This window comes from Alitiscatomonas aceti (genome assembly GCF_025567195.1).
Taxonomy (GTDB): Bacteria; Bacillota; Clostridia; order Lachnospirales; family Lachnospiraceae; genus Alitiscatomonas; species Alitiscatomonas aceti.
Window position 1 is genome coordinate 1 of sequence record NZ_JAOQJF010000030.1, and the last position, 18,427, is coordinate 18,427.

19 protein-coding genes are annotated in these 18,427 nt (G+C 53.7%); 2 read left to right on the plus strand and 17 right to left on the minus strand.

The features are described from left to right. Positions 1 to 67: 67 nt before the first annotated feature. From OCV69_RS12850 to OCV69_RS12860, 3 genes are all read right to left on the minus strand, one after another. Positions 68 to 604, minus strand: a complete 537-nt coding sequence (locus OCV69_RS12850) for a hypothetical protein (protein WP_158359627.1) — start codon at positions 602 to 604, stop codon at positions 68 to 70. Continuing rightward, positions 601 to 1,353, minus strand: a complete 753-nt coding sequence (locus OCV69_RS12855) for a LytR/AlgR family response regulator transcription factor (protein ID WP_262563140.1) — start codon at positions 1,351 to 1,353, stop codon at positions 601 to 603. The genes OCV69_RS12850 and OCV69_RS12855 overlap by 4 nt, the downstream gene beginning before the upstream one ends. Positions 1,354 to 1,426: 73 nt before the next feature. Further along, a complete protein-coding gene (locus tag OCV69_RS12860; protein WP_158359623.1) occupies positions 1,427 to 2,002 on the minus strand; it encodes a hypothetical protein in 576 nt (191 codons plus the stop codon). 324 nt (positions 2,003 to 2,326) lie between these two features. Between OCV69_RS12860 and OCV69_RS12865 the strand changes: the two genes are divergently transcribed. Beyond that, positions 2,327 to 4,342, plus strand: coding sequence for an ABC-F family ATP-binding cassette domain-containing protein (locus OCV69_RS12865; protein WP_158359621.1), 2,016 nt, complete (start codon positions 2,327 to 2,329; stop codon positions 4,340 to 4,342). Positions 4,343 to 4,375: 33 nt separating this feature from the next. Here the strand turns inward: OCV69_RS12865 and OCV69_RS12870 are convergent, their stop codons facing one another. The 14 genes from OCV69_RS12870 to OCV69_RS12935 all read right to left on the minus strand — a co-directional run bounded on the left by OCV69_RS12870 (position 4,376) and on the right by OCV69_RS12935 (position 17,290). Further along, positions 4,376 to 5,563: an esterase/lipase family protein gene (locus OCV69_RS12870; RefSeq protein ID WP_158359620.1), complete on the minus strand. Its 1,188-nt coding sequence runs from the start codon at positions 5,561 to 5,563 to the stop codon at positions 4,376 to 4,378. Positions 5,564 to 5,590: 27 nt separating this feature from the next. Beyond that, positions 5,591 to 6,433 carry an Mrp/NBP35 family ATP-binding protein gene (locus tag OCV69_RS12875; RefSeq protein WP_022273157.1) on the minus strand — a complete coding sequence of 281 codons (843 nt, stop codon included), beginning with the start codon at positions 6,431 to 6,433 and terminating at the stop codon, positions 5,591 to 5,593. A gap of 33 nt (positions 6,434 to 6,466) precedes the next feature. Further along, positions 6,467 to 6,730 carry an HPr family phosphocarrier protein gene (locus OCV69_RS12880; RefSeq protein WP_022273158.1) on the minus strand — a complete coding sequence of 88 codons (264 nt, stop codon included), beginning with the start codon at positions 6,728 to 6,730 and terminating at the stop codon, positions 6,467 to 6,469. Positions 6,731 to 6,790: 60 nt separating this feature from the next. Then, positions 6,791 to 7,411, minus strand: a complete 621-nt coding sequence (locus OCV69_RS12885) for an epoxyqueuosine reductase QueH (RefSeq protein ID WP_022273159.1) — start codon at positions 7,409 to 7,411, stop codon at positions 6,791 to 6,793. Positions 7,412 to 7,476: 65 nt separating this feature from the next. Continuing rightward, positions 7,477 to 8,604, minus strand: coding sequence for an RNA polymerase sigma factor RpoD (gene rpoD / locus OCV69_RS12890; RefSeq protein WP_022273160.1), 1,128 nt, complete (start codon positions 8,602 to 8,604; stop codon positions 7,477 to 7,479). 87 nt (positions 8,605 to 8,691) lie between these two features. Then, a complete protein-coding gene (locus OCV69_RS12895) occupies positions 8,692 to 9,597 on the minus strand; it encodes a diacylglycerol/lipid kinase family protein (RefSeq protein WP_158359618.1) in 906 nt (301 codons plus the stop codon). Next, positions 9,594 to 10,733 (minus strand): A/G-specific adenine glycosylase, encoded by a 1,140-nt coding sequence (mutY, locus tag OCV69_RS12900; RefSeq protein ID WP_158359616.1) that lies wholly within the window; start codon positions 10,731 to 10,733, stop codon positions 9,594 to 9,596. The genes OCV69_RS12895 and mutY overlap by 4 nt, the downstream gene beginning before the upstream one ends. Next, entirely contained in the window at positions 10,726 to 11,706 is a 981-nt protein-coding gene (locus OCV69_RS12905) for a biotin--[acetyl-CoA-carboxylase] ligase (RefSeq protein WP_158359614.1), read from the minus strand. The genes mutY and OCV69_RS12905 overlap by 8 nt, the downstream gene beginning before the upstream one ends. Before the next feature lie 3 nt (positions 11,707 to 11,709). Beyond that, positions 11,710 to 12,018, minus strand: coding sequence for a DUF6637 family protein (locus OCV69_RS12910; RefSeq protein ID WP_022273819.1), 309 nt, complete (start codon positions 12,016 to 12,018; stop codon positions 11,710 to 11,712). A gap of 10 nt (positions 12,019 to 12,028) precedes the next feature. Further along, entirely contained in the window at positions 12,029 to 13,162 is a 1,134-nt protein-coding gene (locus tag OCV69_RS12915) for a patatin-like phospholipase family protein (protein WP_158359612.1), read from the minus strand. Next, complete coding sequence (locus OCV69_RS12920) at positions 13,159 to 14,106, minus strand: SPFH domain-containing protein (RefSeq protein WP_022273822.1); 948 nt, start codon at positions 14,104 to 14,106, stop codon at positions 13,159 to 13,161. The genes OCV69_RS12915 and OCV69_RS12920 overlap by 4 nt, the downstream gene beginning before the upstream one ends. A gap of 1 nt (position 14,107) precedes the next feature. Further along, complete coding sequence (locus tag OCV69_RS12925) at positions 14,108 to 14,548, minus strand: NfeD family protein (protein WP_158359611.1); 441 nt, start codon at positions 14,546 to 14,548, stop codon at positions 14,108 to 14,110. Positions 14,549 to 14,561: 13 nt separating this feature from the next. Continuing rightward, complete coding sequence (locus tag OCV69_RS12930; RefSeq protein ID WP_158359609.1) at positions 14,562 to 15,359, minus strand: TrmH family RNA methyltransferase; 798 nt, start codon at positions 15,357 to 15,359, stop codon at positions 14,562 to 14,564. Next, complete coding sequence (locus tag OCV69_RS12935) at positions 15,356 to 17,290, minus strand: NAD(+) synthase (RefSeq protein WP_158359607.1); 1,935 nt, start codon at positions 17,288 to 17,290, stop codon at positions 15,356 to 15,358. The genes OCV69_RS12930 and OCV69_RS12935 overlap by 4 nt, the downstream gene beginning before the upstream one ends. A 178-nt stretch (positions 17,291 to 17,468) precedes the next feature. On the opposite strand from OCV69_RS12935, the gene OCV69_RS12940 reads away from it, so the two are divergent. Continuing rightward, positions 17,469 to 18,191, plus strand: coding sequence for a tRNA threonylcarbamoyladenosine dehydratase (locus OCV69_RS12940; protein ID WP_158359605.1), 723 nt, complete (start codon positions 17,469 to 17,471; stop codon positions 18,189 to 18,191). Positions 18,192 to 18,427: the final 236 nt, after the last annotated feature.

An 18,427-nucleotide genomic window follows, 5' to 3' on the forward strand; every position in this document is an offset into this window, starting at 1 on the left:
TTATCGTACACCATACGAAGCCCGGATGGCAGCGTAACTGATTCATGATATTTTTTAGCCACAAGTGTTACAAAAATGCTTGACCACAACAATACACAGACACCCCTATTGCTGCCAACAGGGACCAGTCTATTTTTGTATACTGGCTGCTGACCGCATTACACAGCCACACGACAAACCAGCATGTAAAAAGCAGCATCGTTTTGGACAAGAATAAAAATACCATACGGGCCTCTGATAATGCCGATGTCATTGCCGCTGCAAATCCCTGGTCTCTGGAAACCGTTCCGCAAAGGGTCAGCACAATAAAATCACAGGCATACAAAAGAAACATAAAAAATGCAGTCAACGGCAGCACGTCCACAAAATTCCTCTGGTAAACCAGACATCCTCCAAGAGCCATCAATAAAACTCCAAGTACCGTTGTCCAGGCGGAAAACAGCACATACTGGTTGATCCCCCATACCACCGCCGTCAGAACGGCCGCAGCCGCCGCCAGTCTTATTCCCCCGGGCCTTTTTTCTCCCAGGAGCTTTGCCGGCACTGCGATTCCCAGAGCCGACTCAGCCAGCGACGCAAGAATCTCGAACAGATGAATCATCATATCAGCTTCCCCCAGTATGTGCGGATCCTTCGTTTCAGCTCCTCAATGCGGCCAGGACTGGAAGGGATCTCGTGTCCTGTATCCATCCGCACATTCCCATCCCCAACGCTCCGCACATGGAACAGATTCAGGATGATCCCCCGGTCCAGGAAAAATATTTCCTCGTCGCTCCCAAGCGCCTGGTACAGCCGGTCCAGTGTCGTTCTCTCGTACAGACTTCGTCCGTCTGTCATGACGAAAACAGCGTTCTTCTGGTCCTTATAAATATAAACCACCTCCCGGTGGGAAAACTTAATGCATCGTTTCTGGTTCTGGATCACATAAAAATAATGACTTTCCAGACATTCCAGATGGGAAAACAGATCGTCCAGGATACGCGGCAGCTCCCTGTCCAGATCCTCCTTCATCATATACCGGAAAATTCCCGTCCCACAGGCTCCCACTGCGTACTTCATGTGGGAAGTCAGAAAAATAATACACGCCATTTTCGATTTTTTCCGTATTTCCTCTGCGATCTCGATCCCGGAATAATCCTGCATCTCTATGTCCAGGATATATGCGTCAAAAATCTCTCCCCGCTCTGTCATTCCCATAAGAATATCGCTGTCGCTAAAAGCGGAAAATTTTACATTCCTGGCCTTTTCCACACAAAACATTTCCGCCCGTTCCTTTAAAAGTTCTAAAAACCTTCTGTCATCATCGCACAAAGCCACCCGGAACACAAAACCACCTCTTCCCCGTTGTTTCAAAAAGTAATTCATAAAAAATTATACCATCGTTTCCTCCCCCTGTAAATTGCATCATCCGCACCCCGGAATTTATTTACCAGTCCCCACGCTTCAGCGCTGCCGACAGGCGGACCAGCCGGTATATCCTGTATACGAAAAGGAACGGGCCGGAAACGGCCGAAAGGATACAGGACACGAGGAAGATCCCCACATCGTCCTGCCGCTGGTGGTTGGCGGAGGCCGCGTATTTCGCAGTAAACGGCTCCATTTTCAGCATATCCAGCTCTGCCTGGTGGCGGAATGTGGGATAGTCGATGCGTATAAAGGAGCTGAAGGGCGCAAAGAAGCAGATCGCCAGAAACAGGATCCCTCCGGTCCTGGATGGATAAAACATATCGAAAAAGAACTGGTCATTCATCAGGACATTGCCAAAAAACAGAGGGATGACCACATCCCCTCCCGGCTTCTGAAAATAATAGACCGAGCAGATATGGTTCCGGAAGGCCAGCACCGATCCCACAAGGGCCGCTCCCACAAGGAAAGAAACGATCAGCCGCTTCCGGAGCTTTTTCACTTCCTTCCCGGCACAGTTCCGGCAGACACCCAGCCTGGCACCGCTTTCGGTGAGTTCTTTATAACAGTCCCGGCATATTTTCTTTCTCTCTGTCATACTCCATTCCTCCCTTCCCGTCTGAAACCTCCGATCTTGATTTCAATATTTTTCACACTACATCGAATTAATGTTTGTATTTAACAAAAGTATATCATTTTTTTCATTTTATTCAATAAACTTTTTCTTACAAATGGTCTCTTTTTCTTAGATCCACGTCTTCCCGTCCATGAAACCATTGAAAATCCCCCGGACCTATATTATACTATACTATTGACCGGGGGCGCGCCGTCCCCGGTGAAGCCGTGTCCGGAAGCCACCCAGAAAACCGGCTCCTGACAAAAATCCGCAGCCATTCTATCTGCACGATACAAGGAGGAAATTATGATACTGTCCTGCAGCAGCATCTGCAAATCCTTTGGAAGCGACGACATCTTAAAAAACGCTTCCTTTCATATAGAAGAACACGAAAAAGCCGCCATTGTGGGCATCAACGGAGCCGGGAAGTCCACGCTCCTAAAGATCATCACCGGAGAGCTTCCGGCAGACTCCGGGGAAGTGGTCATCTCCAAGGGAAAGACCCTGGGCTACCTGGCCCAGAACCAGGACCTTTTAAGCCACCGGACCATTTATGATGAAATGCTGGAGGTGAAGCGGCCGGTGATCGAAATGGAGGAACGGCTCCGGGAGCTGGAGGTCTCCATGAAGCTGGCTGACGGTGAAGAACTGGAGGCCATGATGGATACATACAGCCGCTTAAGCCACCAGTTCGATCTCATCAACGGCTATGCCTGGAAAAGTGAGATCGTGGGCGTTTTAAAGGGCCTGGGCTTTCCGGAGGAGGAATTCGGAAAACAGATCTCTACCCTCTCCGGCGGCCAGAAGACCCGGGTGTCCTTAGGAAAGCTCCTTCTGACCAGCCCGGATATCATCCTTCTGGACGAGCCCACCAACCACCTGGACATGTCCTCCATTGCCTGGCTGGAGAATTACCTGTTAAACTATAAGGGAAGCGTCATCATCGTGGCCCATGACCGGTATTTCCTGGATAAGATCGTCACCAAAGTGGTGGAGCTGGACAACGGAAAGGCCACCATCTACCTGGGCAACTATTCTGCGTACAGCGAAAAGCGGGCCCAGATGCGGGCCATCCAGATGAAGGCCTACTTAAACCAGCAGCAGGAGATCAAGCACCAGGAGGAGGTCATTGAAAAGCTGAAATCCTTTAACCGGGAGAAGTCCATCAAGCGGGCGGAAAGCCGGGAAAAGATGCTGAATAAGATCGAGGTGCTGGAAAAGCCCACAGAGATCAACGACGCCATGGACATCCGTTTAGAGCCCAATATCTTAAGCGGAAACGACGTCTTAACGGTCCGGGACCTGGAGAAGTCCTTCGGCCCCCAGCATCTGTTTTCCCATGTGGATTTTGACGTAAAGCGCGGCGAGCGGGTGGCCATCATCGGCGACAACGGCACCGGAAAGACTACGATCCTGAAAATGATCAACGGCCTTGTGACGCCGGATCACGGGGAGATCACCCTGGGCTCCCGGGTCCACATCGGCTACTACGACCAGGACCATCAGGTGCTCCATATGGATAAGACCCTGTTTGAGGAGATCTCCGACGCCTATCCAGGCATGAACAACACCCAGATCCGCAACACCCTGGCCTCCTTCCTGTTTACCGGCGACGACGCCTTTAAGCGCATCGGCGACTTAAGCGGCGGCGAGCGGGGCCGGGTGTCCTTAGCCAAGCTGATGCTCTCTGAGGCCAACTTTCTGATCCTGGACGAGCCCACCAACCACCTGGACATCACCTCCAAGGAGATCCTGGAAAATGCCTTAAGCCATTACGGCGGCACGGTCCTTTACGTATCCCACGACCGTTACTTCATCAACAAAACGGCCACCCGGATCCTGGATCTGACCGGAGGGAAGCTTTTAAATTATATCGGAAATTATGACTACTATCTGGAAAAACGGGAAGATATGATGGCGGCCCATTTTGGGACCAGCTCCGACGGGACAGCCAAAGCCCCGGCTGCGGGAGGCTCTGTGTTCTCCGGAAGCGTGCTCCGGACCGCAGGAGCGGCTGATTCCGGCCAAGCCTCCGTTTCTGTCCAGTCTGTCTCCCCAAACTCTCCTGCCACAGACACAAAGCTGGACTGGAAGGCCCAGAAGGAGGAACAGGCCCGGCTCCGGAAACGCCAGAACGATCTGAAAAAGGTGGAGGCCGAGATCCATGACCTGGAGACCAGGGACGGAGAGATCGACGCACTCCTCTGTGACGAAAGCGTCTTCACAGACGTGGCGAGGCTCATGGAGCTTAATAAAGAAAAAGAAGACCTGGCAGCAAAGCTGGAGGCCCTCTATGAAAAATGGGAAGAGCTGGCGGAATAACGCCAGCTCTTTTTCTTCCTGTCCGGTGCTCTTCTATAATCCCCGCTCCTTCAGCCCTTCGGCCAGATGGATATAAAATTCCATGACATCGAAGCCTTTGTAGTCCTCCCTGGCCAGATCGATCATGTCGCCATGGGAAATACCGCGGAGGTATGTATTCTTAAGGGTGCCCCTGAAATTGGTCCACCGGGCAGATTCCTCCGTCACAAGCCCGTCGCTCCCTGCGTCCAGGAGCTTCAAGATCCAGTAGGGGATACTGAGAAGCCAGCAGCTTGCCCCGCATTTCATCATGCTGGCATAGCTCTGGTAATACACGCTGGCTGAATCCGGATATCTCCGGTTGAATTCCTGTGCCCAGGCACAGGACAACTGGCGGCTGGCCACATAGGCGTTGGGCGCCCGGTCTCCCAGCATTCCAAAATACCGGTCCATAAGGCCGCAGATCCCCCGGTACAGAAAATCCGGCAGCTTCATTAAAAGATCCACCAGCATGGAGCCCCGGTGGGGCGTACAGATAGTGGTCAGAGAAGCCACATAGGGGGCCATATGGAGCCCGCTGATGAGATATCTGGAATCCAGCCCGCCCTTGGAATGGGCAATGATGTTCACCTTCTCCTCCCCGGTCTCCCGGAGGATCTCAAAAATTTTTTCCCTGAGGATCCCGGCGTTTTCCTCCACAGTCCCCCAGGCCTCCTGGTGGCCGTAAAAGACCCTGGCTCCATTTTTCTTCAGCGCCCTGGGGATCCGTCCCCAATAGTTAAAATAATGAAAATCCCGGAAGCCCACACCATGGACCAGCAGCAGCGGATATTTTGTACTGCACACATTCTTTTCCGCCCGCACATCGTCCAGACTGATCCTGTAAAGGATATGGTCCGTCTCCTGCTTTGCCAGACCGCGCACATAGAGAGCCAGGCCATAATTTAAAAACGGGATCCACAAAAGCATCCATACCAGCAGCCGTCTGACGATCCTGAGCCGCCGGCACGCCGCGCACATCCAGCACAGGATCCCCAGAAAACACACATAAGCTGCCAGAAAGCCCAGGATCAGAAAAATGCCGGAAAGCCCCGGGCCATGGGTCATCAGATCCCATATCCCGAGGCTTCCAAGGACCGGCATTGTCCAAAGGGTACACGTCAGCGCTCCCGTCAAGAGCCTTAAAAGCCTTACATGAAGCTTTTCCGCCGCTGTCAGCACGGCCTCATACCGTCCAGCCATTGTGATCCTTTCTCATCCGGTATATTCTTACAGTTTTTCCACAGCCTCCGCTGCCTTCTCAAGGAATTCTGCCTTCACATATTCCACGGTTCCCTCGTCCACGGAGCCTGCGATCTCCGGACGGATGGGGATCTGGGCCAGAACGGGGATCCCGTACTCTTTTCCAACTTCCTCCACCTTGCTCTCGCCGAATACAGAGATCTTCTTTCCGCAGTCCGGACACTCCAGATAGCTCATGTTTTCAATGAGACCGATGATCGGAACGTCCATCTTTTTAGCCATGTTCACAGCCTTTCCGACGATCATGGAGACCAGCTCCTGGGGAGAGGTCACGATCAGGATGCCGTCCACCGGCAGGGACTGGAATACGGTCAGCGGAACGTCTCCGGTTCCCGGAGGCATATCCACGAACATATAGTCAATGTCCTTCCAGTAGGTCTCGTTCCAGAACTGTTTTACAGCGCCTGCGATCACAGGCCCTCTCCAGATCACTGGATCGCTCTCATGCTCTAACAGCATGTTGGAGGAGATCACCTCGATCCCGGTGGAGGATACCGCCGGTACCAGAAGCTTTCCGTCCGGGGTCACGCAGAGGGGATCGTGGATCCCGAAGGATTTGGGGATGGAGGGACCGGTAATATCCGCGTCCAGGATCCCCACCTTATAGCCTCTGGCTCTCATCTGGCACGCCATTAAAGAGGTCACCAGGGATTTTCCAACGCCGCCCTTTCCGCTGACAACGCCGATGACCTTCTTTACAGAGCATCCCTCCGCCAGCTTTTCCTCAAAGCTCTTTTTATCCGGAACCCGGCTGTCGCAGTTGGCAGTGCAGGATCCGCAGTCATGATTGCAATTCTGTGCTTCACTCATTTTGCTTGATTCCTCCAGATATAGTTTGTTTCTTTATTCCTTTAAGCCTGTTTCAATGAGGGTGCATACGGCTTCCAGAGCCTCCTCCTCATCCTTTCCGTCGCAGCAGACCTCCACTTCCGTTCCGCACCGGATTCCGGAAGCCATGACATTTAAAACGCTTTTGGCATTGATCTGCTGGTCTTTATACAGAATATTCACCTTTGATTCAAATTTCATGGAAGTCTGACATAATAATCCTGCCGGACGCAGATGGAGGCCGGAGGGATTTACAACCTGAACTTTTCTTGAAACCATGGACAGAACTCCTTCCCATTTTATACTCTTATGCAATTCTATAATAGTTTGGCAGTTCTGTCAAGGTTTGGCCTGGCGGCGGGAAAAGACGCAGCCGCAGTAGTCCTGGCGGTAAAGCCCGTATTCCCTGGAAAGCTCCGTGGACCGCTTATAGCCGTTCCGTTTTTTAAAGTCCGAATTTAAAAAGCGGACGCCGTACCGGGCCCCGGCTTCCTCCCCGATGCGGTTTAACCGCTCCGCATCCTTTAAAGGACTGATGGTGAGGGTGGTGGTAAAATAGTCGAAGCCCCCCTCCTTTGCCAGCCTGGCGGCCTCCAGAAGGCGCAGCTTAAAGCATTCCGTACACCGGGCTCCTCCCTCCGGCTCCTGCTCGAGTCCCTTCACAGCCTCGTAAAAGAGCTCCGGACGGTATTCCCCGCAGAGAAAACGGACCGGGTGGACCGTTTCCATTTCCCGGATCAGCCGCTCCTGCTCCCTGGCCCGTTCCTCATATTCAGAAGCCGGGGAGATATTGGGGTTATAGTAAAAGACTGTGATCGTAAAATACCTGGACAGGTATTCCAGCACATAGCTGCTGCAGGGAGCGCAGCAGCTATGGAGAAACAATGTGGGCGCCCGCCCTTCCTTTTCTATATTGGAAAGCTCTGCCTCCAGTTCCTTCTGGTAATTTCTCCGGTTCATAAAAACGCTTCCTTCCGTTGGAAAAGGACAGCCGGATGTGACTCCTGCTGCCCTCTTTCGTTTTCTTACAGGAAATCCCGGATCCGCTTGCTGCGGACAGGATTTCTTAACTTCCTCAAAGCCTTAGCTTCGATCTGACGGATCCTCTCCCTCGTTACGTTGAATTCTTTTCCAACCTCTTCCAGTGTTCTCGGATGTCCGTCCTCCAGACCAAAGCGCAGTACGATCACCTGACGCTCCCTTTCCTTCAGGTCGCCAAGCAGTGCGTCGATGTGCTCCCTTAACATGACAGATTCCACATTTCCCTCGGGAGTCACCGCGTTGCTGTCCGCCACGAAATCTCCCAGGTTGGAGTCGTCCTCCTCGCCGATGGGAGTCTCTAAGGATGCCGGCTCCCTTGCGATCTGCATGATCTCCATCACCTTATCCTCAGACATTTCCAGCGCCTCTGCCAGCTCGGAAACAGATGGTTCATATCCCAGCTCCAGAGTCAGCTTTCTCTGCATCTTGGACATTTTATTGATGGTTTCCACCATATGCACCGGTACGCGGATGGTACGCGCCTGGTCAGCCAGAGCCCTTGTGACGGACTGGCGGATCCACCAGGTTGCATATGTACTTAATTTGTAGCCTTTTGTATAGTCAAATTTCTCTACGCCTTTAATAAGCCCCAAATTTCCCTCCTGGACCAGATCCAGGAAGCTCATTCCACGGCCCGTATAGCGCTTTGCGATGCTGACCACCAGCCTCAGGTTGGCCTCGATGAGACGCTCCTTGGCAGACTCATCGCCCTCTGCTTTTCTTTTGGCCAGCCGCAGCTCTTCCTCTGCAGACAGAAGCGGAACCGTACCGATCTCCTTTAAGTACATACGTACCGGATCCTCCGTTCCGATCCCCTCCAGCAGGTCGATCGCATCCAGGTCGATATCCTCTTCCATCTTGTCGTCTGAGAAATCGCCGTCCATATCGTCCATCAGCAGTGAATCATCTTCCGCAAGCAATGCGTCGTCGCTTATCGGAACCACATCAATATTGCTGTGTTCCAGATAACTGTAAATTTCATCCATCTGCTCCGGACCCAGATTGTCTCCGGTGAAAAAATCGTTGATCTCAGCCACGTCCAGCGCGTTCTGCTTCGATCTTCCCAGCTCAACAAGCTTTCTGAGTTTTACTAAAAATTGTTCCTTTTCCACGAGTTACGCCCTTTCAAGTGAAAAATGTCCTGTGATACAGACAAACTGTTCCACGATGATTCATTATATACCATCCCACTACATTTTTCAACATTTTTTTATCTTTTCTCCGCATCTTAAGGCAATGGCTCCGTGGATGTTCTCCACCACAGTCTCCTTCAATGTCCCTCCGTATTCGCCGTCTAAGACCCAGGAGACCTCTTCTTTGGCGGTGATGACCACCCGGGAGGTGTGGAACCGGAATACATAAGCGTTTTCCTCATCCTTTAAAAACATATAGGAGACGATATTGGACAGATCCGACGGGGTCTTCGGCGTCCGGATAAATAAGGCCTCAAACATTCCGTCGTCGAAGTCCACATCCCTGGGAGTCAGGCCCTTAAAGCCGCCGACGCTGGTGGTATTGGTGATCATTCCGAAGATAAATTCTCCCTCAATGGTCCCCTCCTCCCACTGGATCTTCATATGATGGGATTTTAAAGAGGCCAGGCTCTTTACTGACTCCAGGATATAGGCCTGATGGCCCAGGACATTTTTCTTATCCTGGGGAGTTTTATAAGAAACCTCGGTAAAGGCCCCAAAGGCCGCAATGTATACAAAATACCGGTCCGTGCCGAACCGGCCCACATCCACCTGTCTCTCTCCCGCCGTCAGGGCAACCTCCGCGGCCTCTCTGGGATCTCCGGGGATCTCCAGGCTCCGGGCATAATCGTTGGTGGAGCCGGAGGGAAGATAGCCCAGCACCGGCCGTTTTTCCAGCGCCATGAGGCCCGATACCACATTGTTTAAAGTGCCGTCCCCGCCGCTGCATAAAAACAGATCGGCGGAGCTGCCGTATTCCCTGGCGATGCGCTCCGCATCCTGGGAGTTCTGGGTCACATACACCGAAGGAAAATAGCCCTGGCTGCAGAAATAATCCAGGATCCCCATGAGCTGGCTCCGGATCTGCTCCCGGCCGGACCGGGGATTAAACAGAAATATCATGTTTTTCATTCTTCTTCCCCTCCATATCTCTGATCCAGATATTTTTTATAGACCGCAAAGGCGTTGGGGACCGGATACTCCTTCCGGATCTCCTCCCAGGTAAGGAAAAGCGCCGGGCCGCTCTCCTCTCCCGGCAGCGTTTCCGGCATTTCCTTTAAGGAGATGAAATATCCGCCCATATGCCATTCCACATGACTGAAGATATGCTTCGCCTCTGGAAGCCGCTCCGGCCGGACCTCCTGTTCCAGAAGCTCTCCGGCCTCTTCGGCGGAAAGCTGTCCCGGCACGTTCACAAACTCATAGAGGGAAGCCAATAGCCCGTCCTCCCTGCGCTTTCTTATGGCTATTTTATCCTGGTATTCCAGTAATAATACGGTCTTTTCCTCGATCTTCCTCTTTTTCTTCGGCGTTTTTACCGGCAGCTTTTCCGTCAGCCCCTGGCTCCTTGCGGCACAGACTGTAAAAAACGGACACTGGCTGCACAAGGGCGCTCCCCCGGGGATACAGATCATGGCTCCTGTCTCGATGAGCGCCTGGTTAAAGTCCCCGGCGCTCCCCGGCTGTATGACCTCTGATACCAGGGCCTCCATTTTCTTCTTTGTGGACTGCTTTAAAATATCGTCAAAGCTCCCGGTCACCCGGGACAGCACCCTCAGTACATTGCCGTCCACCGCCGGCACCGGAAGCTCAAAGGCAATGGAGGCAATGGCTCCCGCCGTATAGCTGCCGATCCCGGGAAGTGCCAGGATCTCCCCGTAGCTTTCCGGAAAGCTCCCGTTATATTTTTCCGTCAGGATCTCTGCGGCCTTTTTTATATTTCTGGCGCGGCTGTAATATCCCAGCCCCTCCCAGCATTTTAAAAGCTCCTCCTCCGGAGCAGCCGCCAGATCCGAAATCCTGGGGAAGTGCTCAAAAAACCGGAAAAAGTACGGTTTTACCGCCTCCACCCGGGTCTGCTGGAGCATGATCTCAGAGATCCAGATCCGGTATGGGTCCCGGTTTTCCCTCCATGGAAGATCCCTCTTTTCCCTTCTGTACCAGGAAAGCAGGGGGCCGGAGGCCAGTAAGAGCCGCTCTTTCCAGGACAGCTCCCGCTCCTCTGGCGGGAGGACCTGGAGGGCCTCGTAAGGAGACGGCCTAAACATAGCCGTACACTCCCCGGACTGAGACCTCTCCCGAGATCACCTCTGTGACCGTGCCGTCAGAAAGCTCCACCAGAAGCCCGCCAGTCTTTGTGATCCCCTGGCAGAGGCCCCGGTACTCTCCCTTCGGGTCCAGCACACAGACCTCCTGTCCCCGGTTCACCAGCTTTTCATTATATTCCTCCAGCAGCGCGGACATATCCTCTGTTTTAACAAAGATCCCGTAATACTCCTCCAGGGCCTCCAGGATCCTTTCGATGATCCGGCTCCTGTGGTACTTTTTCCCCGTTTCCAGATAAAGGGACGTGGCCGTCTTCCTAAGCTCCTCCGGAAACTCCTCCTGGTTTACGTTGATCCCTGTTCCTATCACCACATATTTGATCTCCATAAATTCCGTTCCCATTTCCGTCAGGATCCCGCAGATCTTCTTCTTATTTAATACAAGATCATTGGGCCATTTGATCTGGCTCTCGATCCCTGTGGCCTCCTTGATGCCCTTCTGGGCTGCCAGAGCCATGACCAGGGTCAGCATGGAGGCAGAAACAGGTGAGATCTCCGGCCGCAGCAGGAGGCTCATCCAGACGCCCACACCTGCCGGAGAGATCCAGTTCCTTCCTCTCCGTCCCCGGCCTCCGTCCTGGATCTCCGCCACCGCCAGGGTTCCATGGGAGGCGCCAGCTTCGCCTGCCAGTCTTGCCTGGATATTGGTGGAATCTGTCCGGTCAAAATAATGGATCTCCTTCCCCGCCCATCGGGTCTTTAAGGAGCTTTCCAGCTCCTCCTTTGACAATACGTCGGATACGCTCTTTAAAATGTACCCCTTGTTCCGGACAGCCTCGATCTCATAGCCCTCTTCCTTTAGCTGGTTGATCACCTTCCAGACTGCCGTTCTGGATACGCCGAACCGCTCACACAGCTCCTGTCCGGAAAGGTATCCGTCCGACTCCTTCAGTAATTTAAGGATCTCTCCCTTCATCCTCTACCTCCACCAGATGCTCACTGCGCTGATGACTGCAAGGACCGCCAGGGCTCCTCCAAACGCCATCTGAAGCGCGGATGAGATCTTTTTTTTCTGGTTCCTTACACTGCGCTTATATCTGTATTTTCCGGTGACCAGATTTAATATAGCCGCCAGAAGAAAAATGACCGGAAAGAAAAACATATATTCCTCCGGATTTATAAAGGAAATGACTGCCATGACCACCACCGCCGCACCAATGACGATGTGCAGGGTATCCAGGGCCATGGACTCTCCTCTCACTCTGCGTCTTCTCTCTTTTCCAGGCATCCAAAGTCTCCTAACTCTTTCCTAATATCCTGTGTACCCGCTCCATGATCCCGTCCGCCGTATAGATTTCAAACACCTCCAGATCCATGGATCTGGCGCAGACCTCCAGGACCGCCCCGTAAAGCTCCCTGTAATCCCAGTCGGGCCTCAGCCTGAATTTTTCTGCCAGGGAGGGAAATACTCGCTCCGTATACATCCGGTAGCCAGAGGTCCCCTCTCCCTCCCCACGCTCCAGATGGACGGAAAAATAATGGCGGAAGATCTGGATTTCAGTCATAAGGCGGTTGAAATAGTAGGCCTCTGTATGGGGCAGATAAAAATAATACCTTCTGCCAGCCAGACCATAAAGCAGACGCCTGGCGTCAAAATATCCCAGGGTCATGTTCCGTCTGGTCTTCTTTTTCTCGAACTCCAGGATCCCGCCCAGATTTCTCCTGGGAGCGATCCTGTATACATTCACGTCCTCCGACAGCTCCGTCCGCCGTTCCGTATCCACGCCGATGCCGTAGATCCGGATCACGATCAGATTTTTATATCCCCGCTCTGCCAGGACGTCCACCGGCACGTTGTTCACCATACCGCCGTCCAGATACGTCTTTCCGCCCAGCTTTTCATTTTTAAAGGCCGGGAAAAACGCGCTGGCTAACAATACGTCCTTTATGGTCCCAGAAGGAGCCTGCTTCACGTCAAAGACCACCTCCCTCCGGTCCGTGACCGAAAGAGAGGTGACATAAAGATCACAGGGGGAGCTTCTGATCTTTTCCTCATCCACGTATTTCTCCAGGAGCTCTTTAAAGGGGGTGATATCAAGCCCCCGGCCGGAAACCACCTTCCTGGCCTCTGCCATGAGCTGGGGGACCGTGGAGGCCTTCAGGCCCAGGGTCTTTATGGCCCGGATCGTTTCATCCTCCACGTTTAAGATCTGGGAGTATGCCAGGTTTCCCCACAGCTCCTCGGCTGCCTTTAAGTCTCCCATACAAAGGAAGGCGCCGTTTAAGGCGCCCACAGAAGCGCCCGCCACGGCGCCGATCCGGATCCCGGCCTCAGTGACCGCCTTTAAGGCGCCGATCTGGTATGCGCCCCTGGCTCCGCCGCCTTCTAAAACGACGCCGTATTCCAGGGACGGGTCCAGGGTCAGTCTCATGCCTTCACATCCGTATCTTTTGCGATCTCAGTGACGCTCTTCACAAGTCCCGCCACCGACTGGATCTCCGATGGAATGATGATCTTGGTGGCTCTGCCGTCTGCGGCCTTTGTAAAGGCCTCCAGGCTCTTTAAGGTCAGCACCGCCTGGTCTGCACCTGCTTCCTTGATCATACGGATACCGTCTGCATTGGCCTGCTGGATCTTTAAGATCGCCTCCGCCTGGCCCTCTGCCTCACGGATCCGTTTTTCCTTTTCAGCCTCTGCGTGAAGGATGGCAGCCTGTTTATCGGCTTCTGCATCCAGGATGGCCGACTGCTTTTTACCCTCGGCCACCAGGATCGTGGATTTCTTCTCACCTTCGGCCTTTAAGATCGCCTCCCGGCGTTCCCGCTCTGCCTTCATCTGCTTTTCCATGGCGTCCTGGATGGCCGCCGGAGGAATAATGTTCTTAAGCTCCACCCGGTTTACCTTGATACCCCAGGGATCTGTGGCCACGTCCAGGGCTGCGCGCATTTTTGTGTTGATGGTCTCCCTGGAGGTCAGGGTCTGGTCTAACTCCAGGTCGCCGATGATGTTTCTGAGCGTCGTAGCCGTCAGGTTCTCAATGGCCATGATGGGATTCTCCACTCCATAGGCGTAGAGCTTAGGGTCTGTGATCTGGAAGAATACCACCGTGTCGATCTTCATGGTCACGTTGTCCTTGGTGATCACCGGCTGGGGCGCGAAATCCACCACCTGCTCCTTTAAGATCACCCGCTTTGCCACCCGGTCGATGAAGGGCATTTTAAAATGAACGCCCACCGACCAGGTATCCAGATACGCTCCCAGCCGTTCCACCACCAGAGCCTGGGCCTGGGGAACGATCTTTACACAGGAGGTCAGCAGAAGCAGGACTACAACAACAAGTATACTGATCCCAATAAAGCTTAATAAAAAATCCATACTATTCTCCTTCCGAAATACGGTCCACCATCAGTTTCACTCCACGGATCTCTTTTACGATCACTGTCTCTCCTTTATGGATCACCAGATCGTCCCTCACCGCCCTGGCCGTCCATTCCTGACCGTTGAGAACAGCCGTTCCAGCTCCGGAGCCATTGTCAATCTCCTCCAATACCCTGGCCTTTTTTCCCACAAGTCCGTCCACATTGGTCTTTACAGTCCCTTTGTTGACGTATTTCACGGCAAAGGGCCTGGTAAAGATCAGAAGGACAAAGGAGACCGCCAGAAATACCGTCATCTGCACCTGGAAGGAAAGTCCGGCCAACGCCATAAAGAACGCCGCCAGGGCTCCTCCTGCGAACCAGATGGTCGTCAGCGCCATGGTACCGACTTCTATTCCCACCAGTGCCACAAAAACCACAAGCCAGCCTATCATTGCCATCGTATCAGCTCCTTTATTTCATGCTGCGGCCGCTCCTCCTCTGCCTGGCCGTCTCAAACATCAGGATCGAGGCCGCCACAGCCGCATTTAAGGATTCCACCTTTCCGGCCATGGGGATCTTCACCCAGGCGTCGGCAGCGGCAGAAAGCTCCTCTGTCAGGCCATTTCCTTCGTTTCCAATGAGGAAGCCGGTATTACCAGTATAATCCTCCTCCTCATAATTATTCCTTCCTTCCAGATGGGCCGCAAACAGCCGGATCCCCCCGGCCTTCAGCTCCCGGACTGTTCCGGGAAGGTCGTCCGTATAAAGAAAAGGAACGCGGAAGGCGGAGCCCATGGTGGAGCGGACCACCTTGGGATTGTAGATATCCACCGTATCCCGGCTCATGATGACGCCGGTGGTCCCGGCCCCTTCTCCGGCTCTTAAGATGGTGCCCAGGTTTCCCGGGTCCTGGAGATTCTCCAGGATCATCAGATGGGCCGGACCCGGGGCAGAAAGCAGATCTGAAAGTTCGTATTCATACTGCTTTGCCAGGGCCAGGATCCCCTGGGGCGTCTGGGTGTCGGACATGGCAGAAAAAACCTGGTCCGTGACGATCTCATACCGGGAAAACCGTTCCAGCAGTCCGGCGTTTTCCCTGTTTTTAAGGAAGCTCTCCGAAACGTAAAGCCGCCAGGCCCGATCCGGCGGAAGCTCTGAGACCATCCGGAGCCCCTCGGCCACAAAAAGCCCCGCCTCATTCCTGGCCTTTGCCTTTTTCCTCAGCTCCACCACCATTTTTACCTGGTCATTCTTTGTACTGCTGATCATCGGGAACCCTCCGCCATAAGGCTCTCCGCCTCCTCCAGCCAGATCCGGGCGGCCGCATCCGACGGCATCCTCAGATCTCCTCTGGGAGATACGGCCACGGAACCGACCTTGGGGCCGTCAGGCAGGCAGGACCGTTTAAACTGCTGGGAGAAGAACCGGCGGTAGAAGGTCTTTAACCACTTAAGGATCACAGTGCTGTCATAGATCCCGGCAAAAGCCGTTTCTGCCAGACGGAAGATCCTGGAAGGCCGGTATCCATACCGGAGGATATAATACATAAAGAAGTCATGGAGCTCATAGGGGCCCACCAGATCCTCGGTCTTCTGGGAGATCACCCCGTCCTCCGGCGGCAGCAGCTCCGGACTCACCGGCGTGTCAAGAATGTCATAAAGGACATCCTTCAGTTCTTCGTCGCCGCAGGTATCCGCGTAATACCGTACCAGATGGCGGACCAGCGTCTTGGGAACCGATGCATTCACCCCGTACATGGACATATGGTCTCCGTTGTAGGTGGCCCAGCCCAGGGCCAGCTCCGACATATCACCGGTGCCGATGACCATTCCTCCGTTTTCATTGGCCAGATCCATCAGGACCTGGGTCCGCTCCCTGGCCTGGGAATTTTCATAGGTCACGTCATGGTCGTCCATACTGTGGCCCAGATCCCGGAAGTGGACTGCCACAGCCTCTTTGATGCTGACCTCCTTAAGCTCTGCTCCCAGCTTTTTCGTAAGAAGGCAGGCATTCTTATAGGTCCGGTCTGTGGTCCCGAAGCAGGGCATGGTCACAGAAAGGATCTTTTCCCTGGGGATCTTAAGCATATCAAAGGCCCTGGCCGTCACCAGAAGGGCCAGCGTGGAATCCAGTCCGCCGGAGATCCCCACCACTGCCTGGGTACAGCCCGTGTGGGCCAGCCGTTTTTTCAGTCCCAGCGCCTGGATCGTTAAGATCTCCTCGCACCGTTCATTCCTTTCCGCAGCTCCGGAAGGGATAAAGGGAGACGGATCCACCGGACGCTTAAGCTCCTTAAGATCCTCCATTTCCAGTTCAAAATCCATATAATCGTACTGCTCCCTGGGATTTTCCACCTGGAAGGTGGTCATCCTCCGACGCTCACTGCAGATCCGCTTAAGGTCCAGGTCTGCAAGGATCATCCCGTTTTCAAACCGCCGGGACTCAGCCAGCACCGTACCGTTTTCTGCGATCAGATCATGGCCGCCGAATACCAGGTCCTGGGTGGATTCTCCCTCTCCTGCATTGGCGCAGATATATCCGCACACCAGTCTGGCCGACTGTCCGGCAATGAGGGATCTCCGGTAGACATGTTTTCCTGCAGTCTCGCTGCTGGCAGAGCAGTTGACGATCACAGTGGCTCCGGCCCTGGCATGGGAGATGCTGGGCGGGTCCATGACCCACACGTCCTCACAGATCTCTCCGGCCACCACCAGCTCCGGAAGATTCACGCACCGCAGCAGGATCCCGCTTCCAAAGGGAACGATCCTTCCGTCCCATTCCATGGGCTCCGGCACATCCGGCCCCGGCGTAAAGTGGCGCAGTTCATAAAATTCCGAATAATTGGGAATGTTTTTCTTCGTGATCAAGGCCAGCAGCTCTCCGTCATGGACCGCCGCAGCCACATTGTAAAGCTTTCCGTCCTTCATCCACGGAAGTCCCACAAAAAACAGAACATCGTGGCCTTCACTCCTGCGGATCAGCTTTTTCAGCATGTCCGCCGCCGTATCCACCAGGATATCCTGGTGGAACAGGTCTCCGCAGGTATAGCCCGTCAGGCAGAGCTCCGGGAACACCATGAGCTTTGCCCCGTTTTTCTCCCCCTCTTCGATCATATTCCAGACCTGGGCTTCATTGTAAACCGGGTCTGCCACCTTTATATCTGGCGTAGCAGCCGCAACGCGGATAAAACCGTCTTTCATTTCGTTACTCCTTTTCTAAGCCATATCGTTACTGTCCAGTACACGCAGCCGGGATATCCCCGCCTTTCTGCGTTGTCTCCATTATACACGTTTTTTCGTAAAAAGGGAAGTTGGGAATTGAGTCATGAAAAAGTTTATGATACACTCAAAAGAAAACCAGAAATGGAGATCAATCGTTATGAATGAAACCTTTATACGGACAGCCCAGCTTCTGGGAGACCAGGGCTTTTCGCGGCTGTCCTCCTCTGTCGTAGCCGTATTCGGCCTGGGCGGCGTCGGATCCCACTGTGCGGAGGCCCTGGCCCGGTCCGGCGTCGGGACCCTGTTCCTCATCGACTCCGATACGGTGGCTCCCTCCAATATCAACCGCCAGAGCATCGCTCTTTTAAGTACTGTGGGACAGAAAAAAACGGAAGTGATGAAGGAAAAGATCGCAGACATAAATCCAGAGTGCTCTGTTTTCACAAGCAGCGCTTTTGTGCTCCCGGAAAACCTCCGGGAGGTCTTTTCCTCCTGCCCTGTGAAGCCGGATTACATCATCGACGCCATCGACACCGTCAGCGCCAAGCTGGCCCTGGTCTCCTATGCCAGGGAGGAGGGGATCCCCATCCTGTCGTCCATGGGCACCGGAAACAAGCTCCATCCGGAGGCCTTCCGCATCGGGGATATTTACTCCACCAGCGTCTGCCCCCTGTGCCGGGTCATGCGCAGGGAATTAAAAAAGCGGGAGATCCCCGCCTTAAAGGTCCTGTATTCCGAGGAGACGCCCCGCAGACCCGAAACGCCGGGAGAGACGAAGGGCTCCGGCCGTCCCGCTCCTACCAGCATCGCCTTTGTGCCGCCGGTGGCCGGGCTCCTCATAGCCGGAGAGGTGATCCGGGAACTGTCCGGCACAGACTGACACGCTCCTGCTCCTCCCGGGACAGGCTCCCGGCCCCTCTCCTTCTTTTTACAAAGCGAAACGCTGCATTCTCCCCACAGAATGCAGCGTCTCTTCACGTTCAATATACCTCACATTATACAGTTCCCCAAAATTATTCCCCAATAATTTCAGACAGGTTGTAATATACCACAATTATGCATTTCCGTCAACCAGATCTATCGTAAAATCTGCACAATTTTCTTTTATCCATTCCT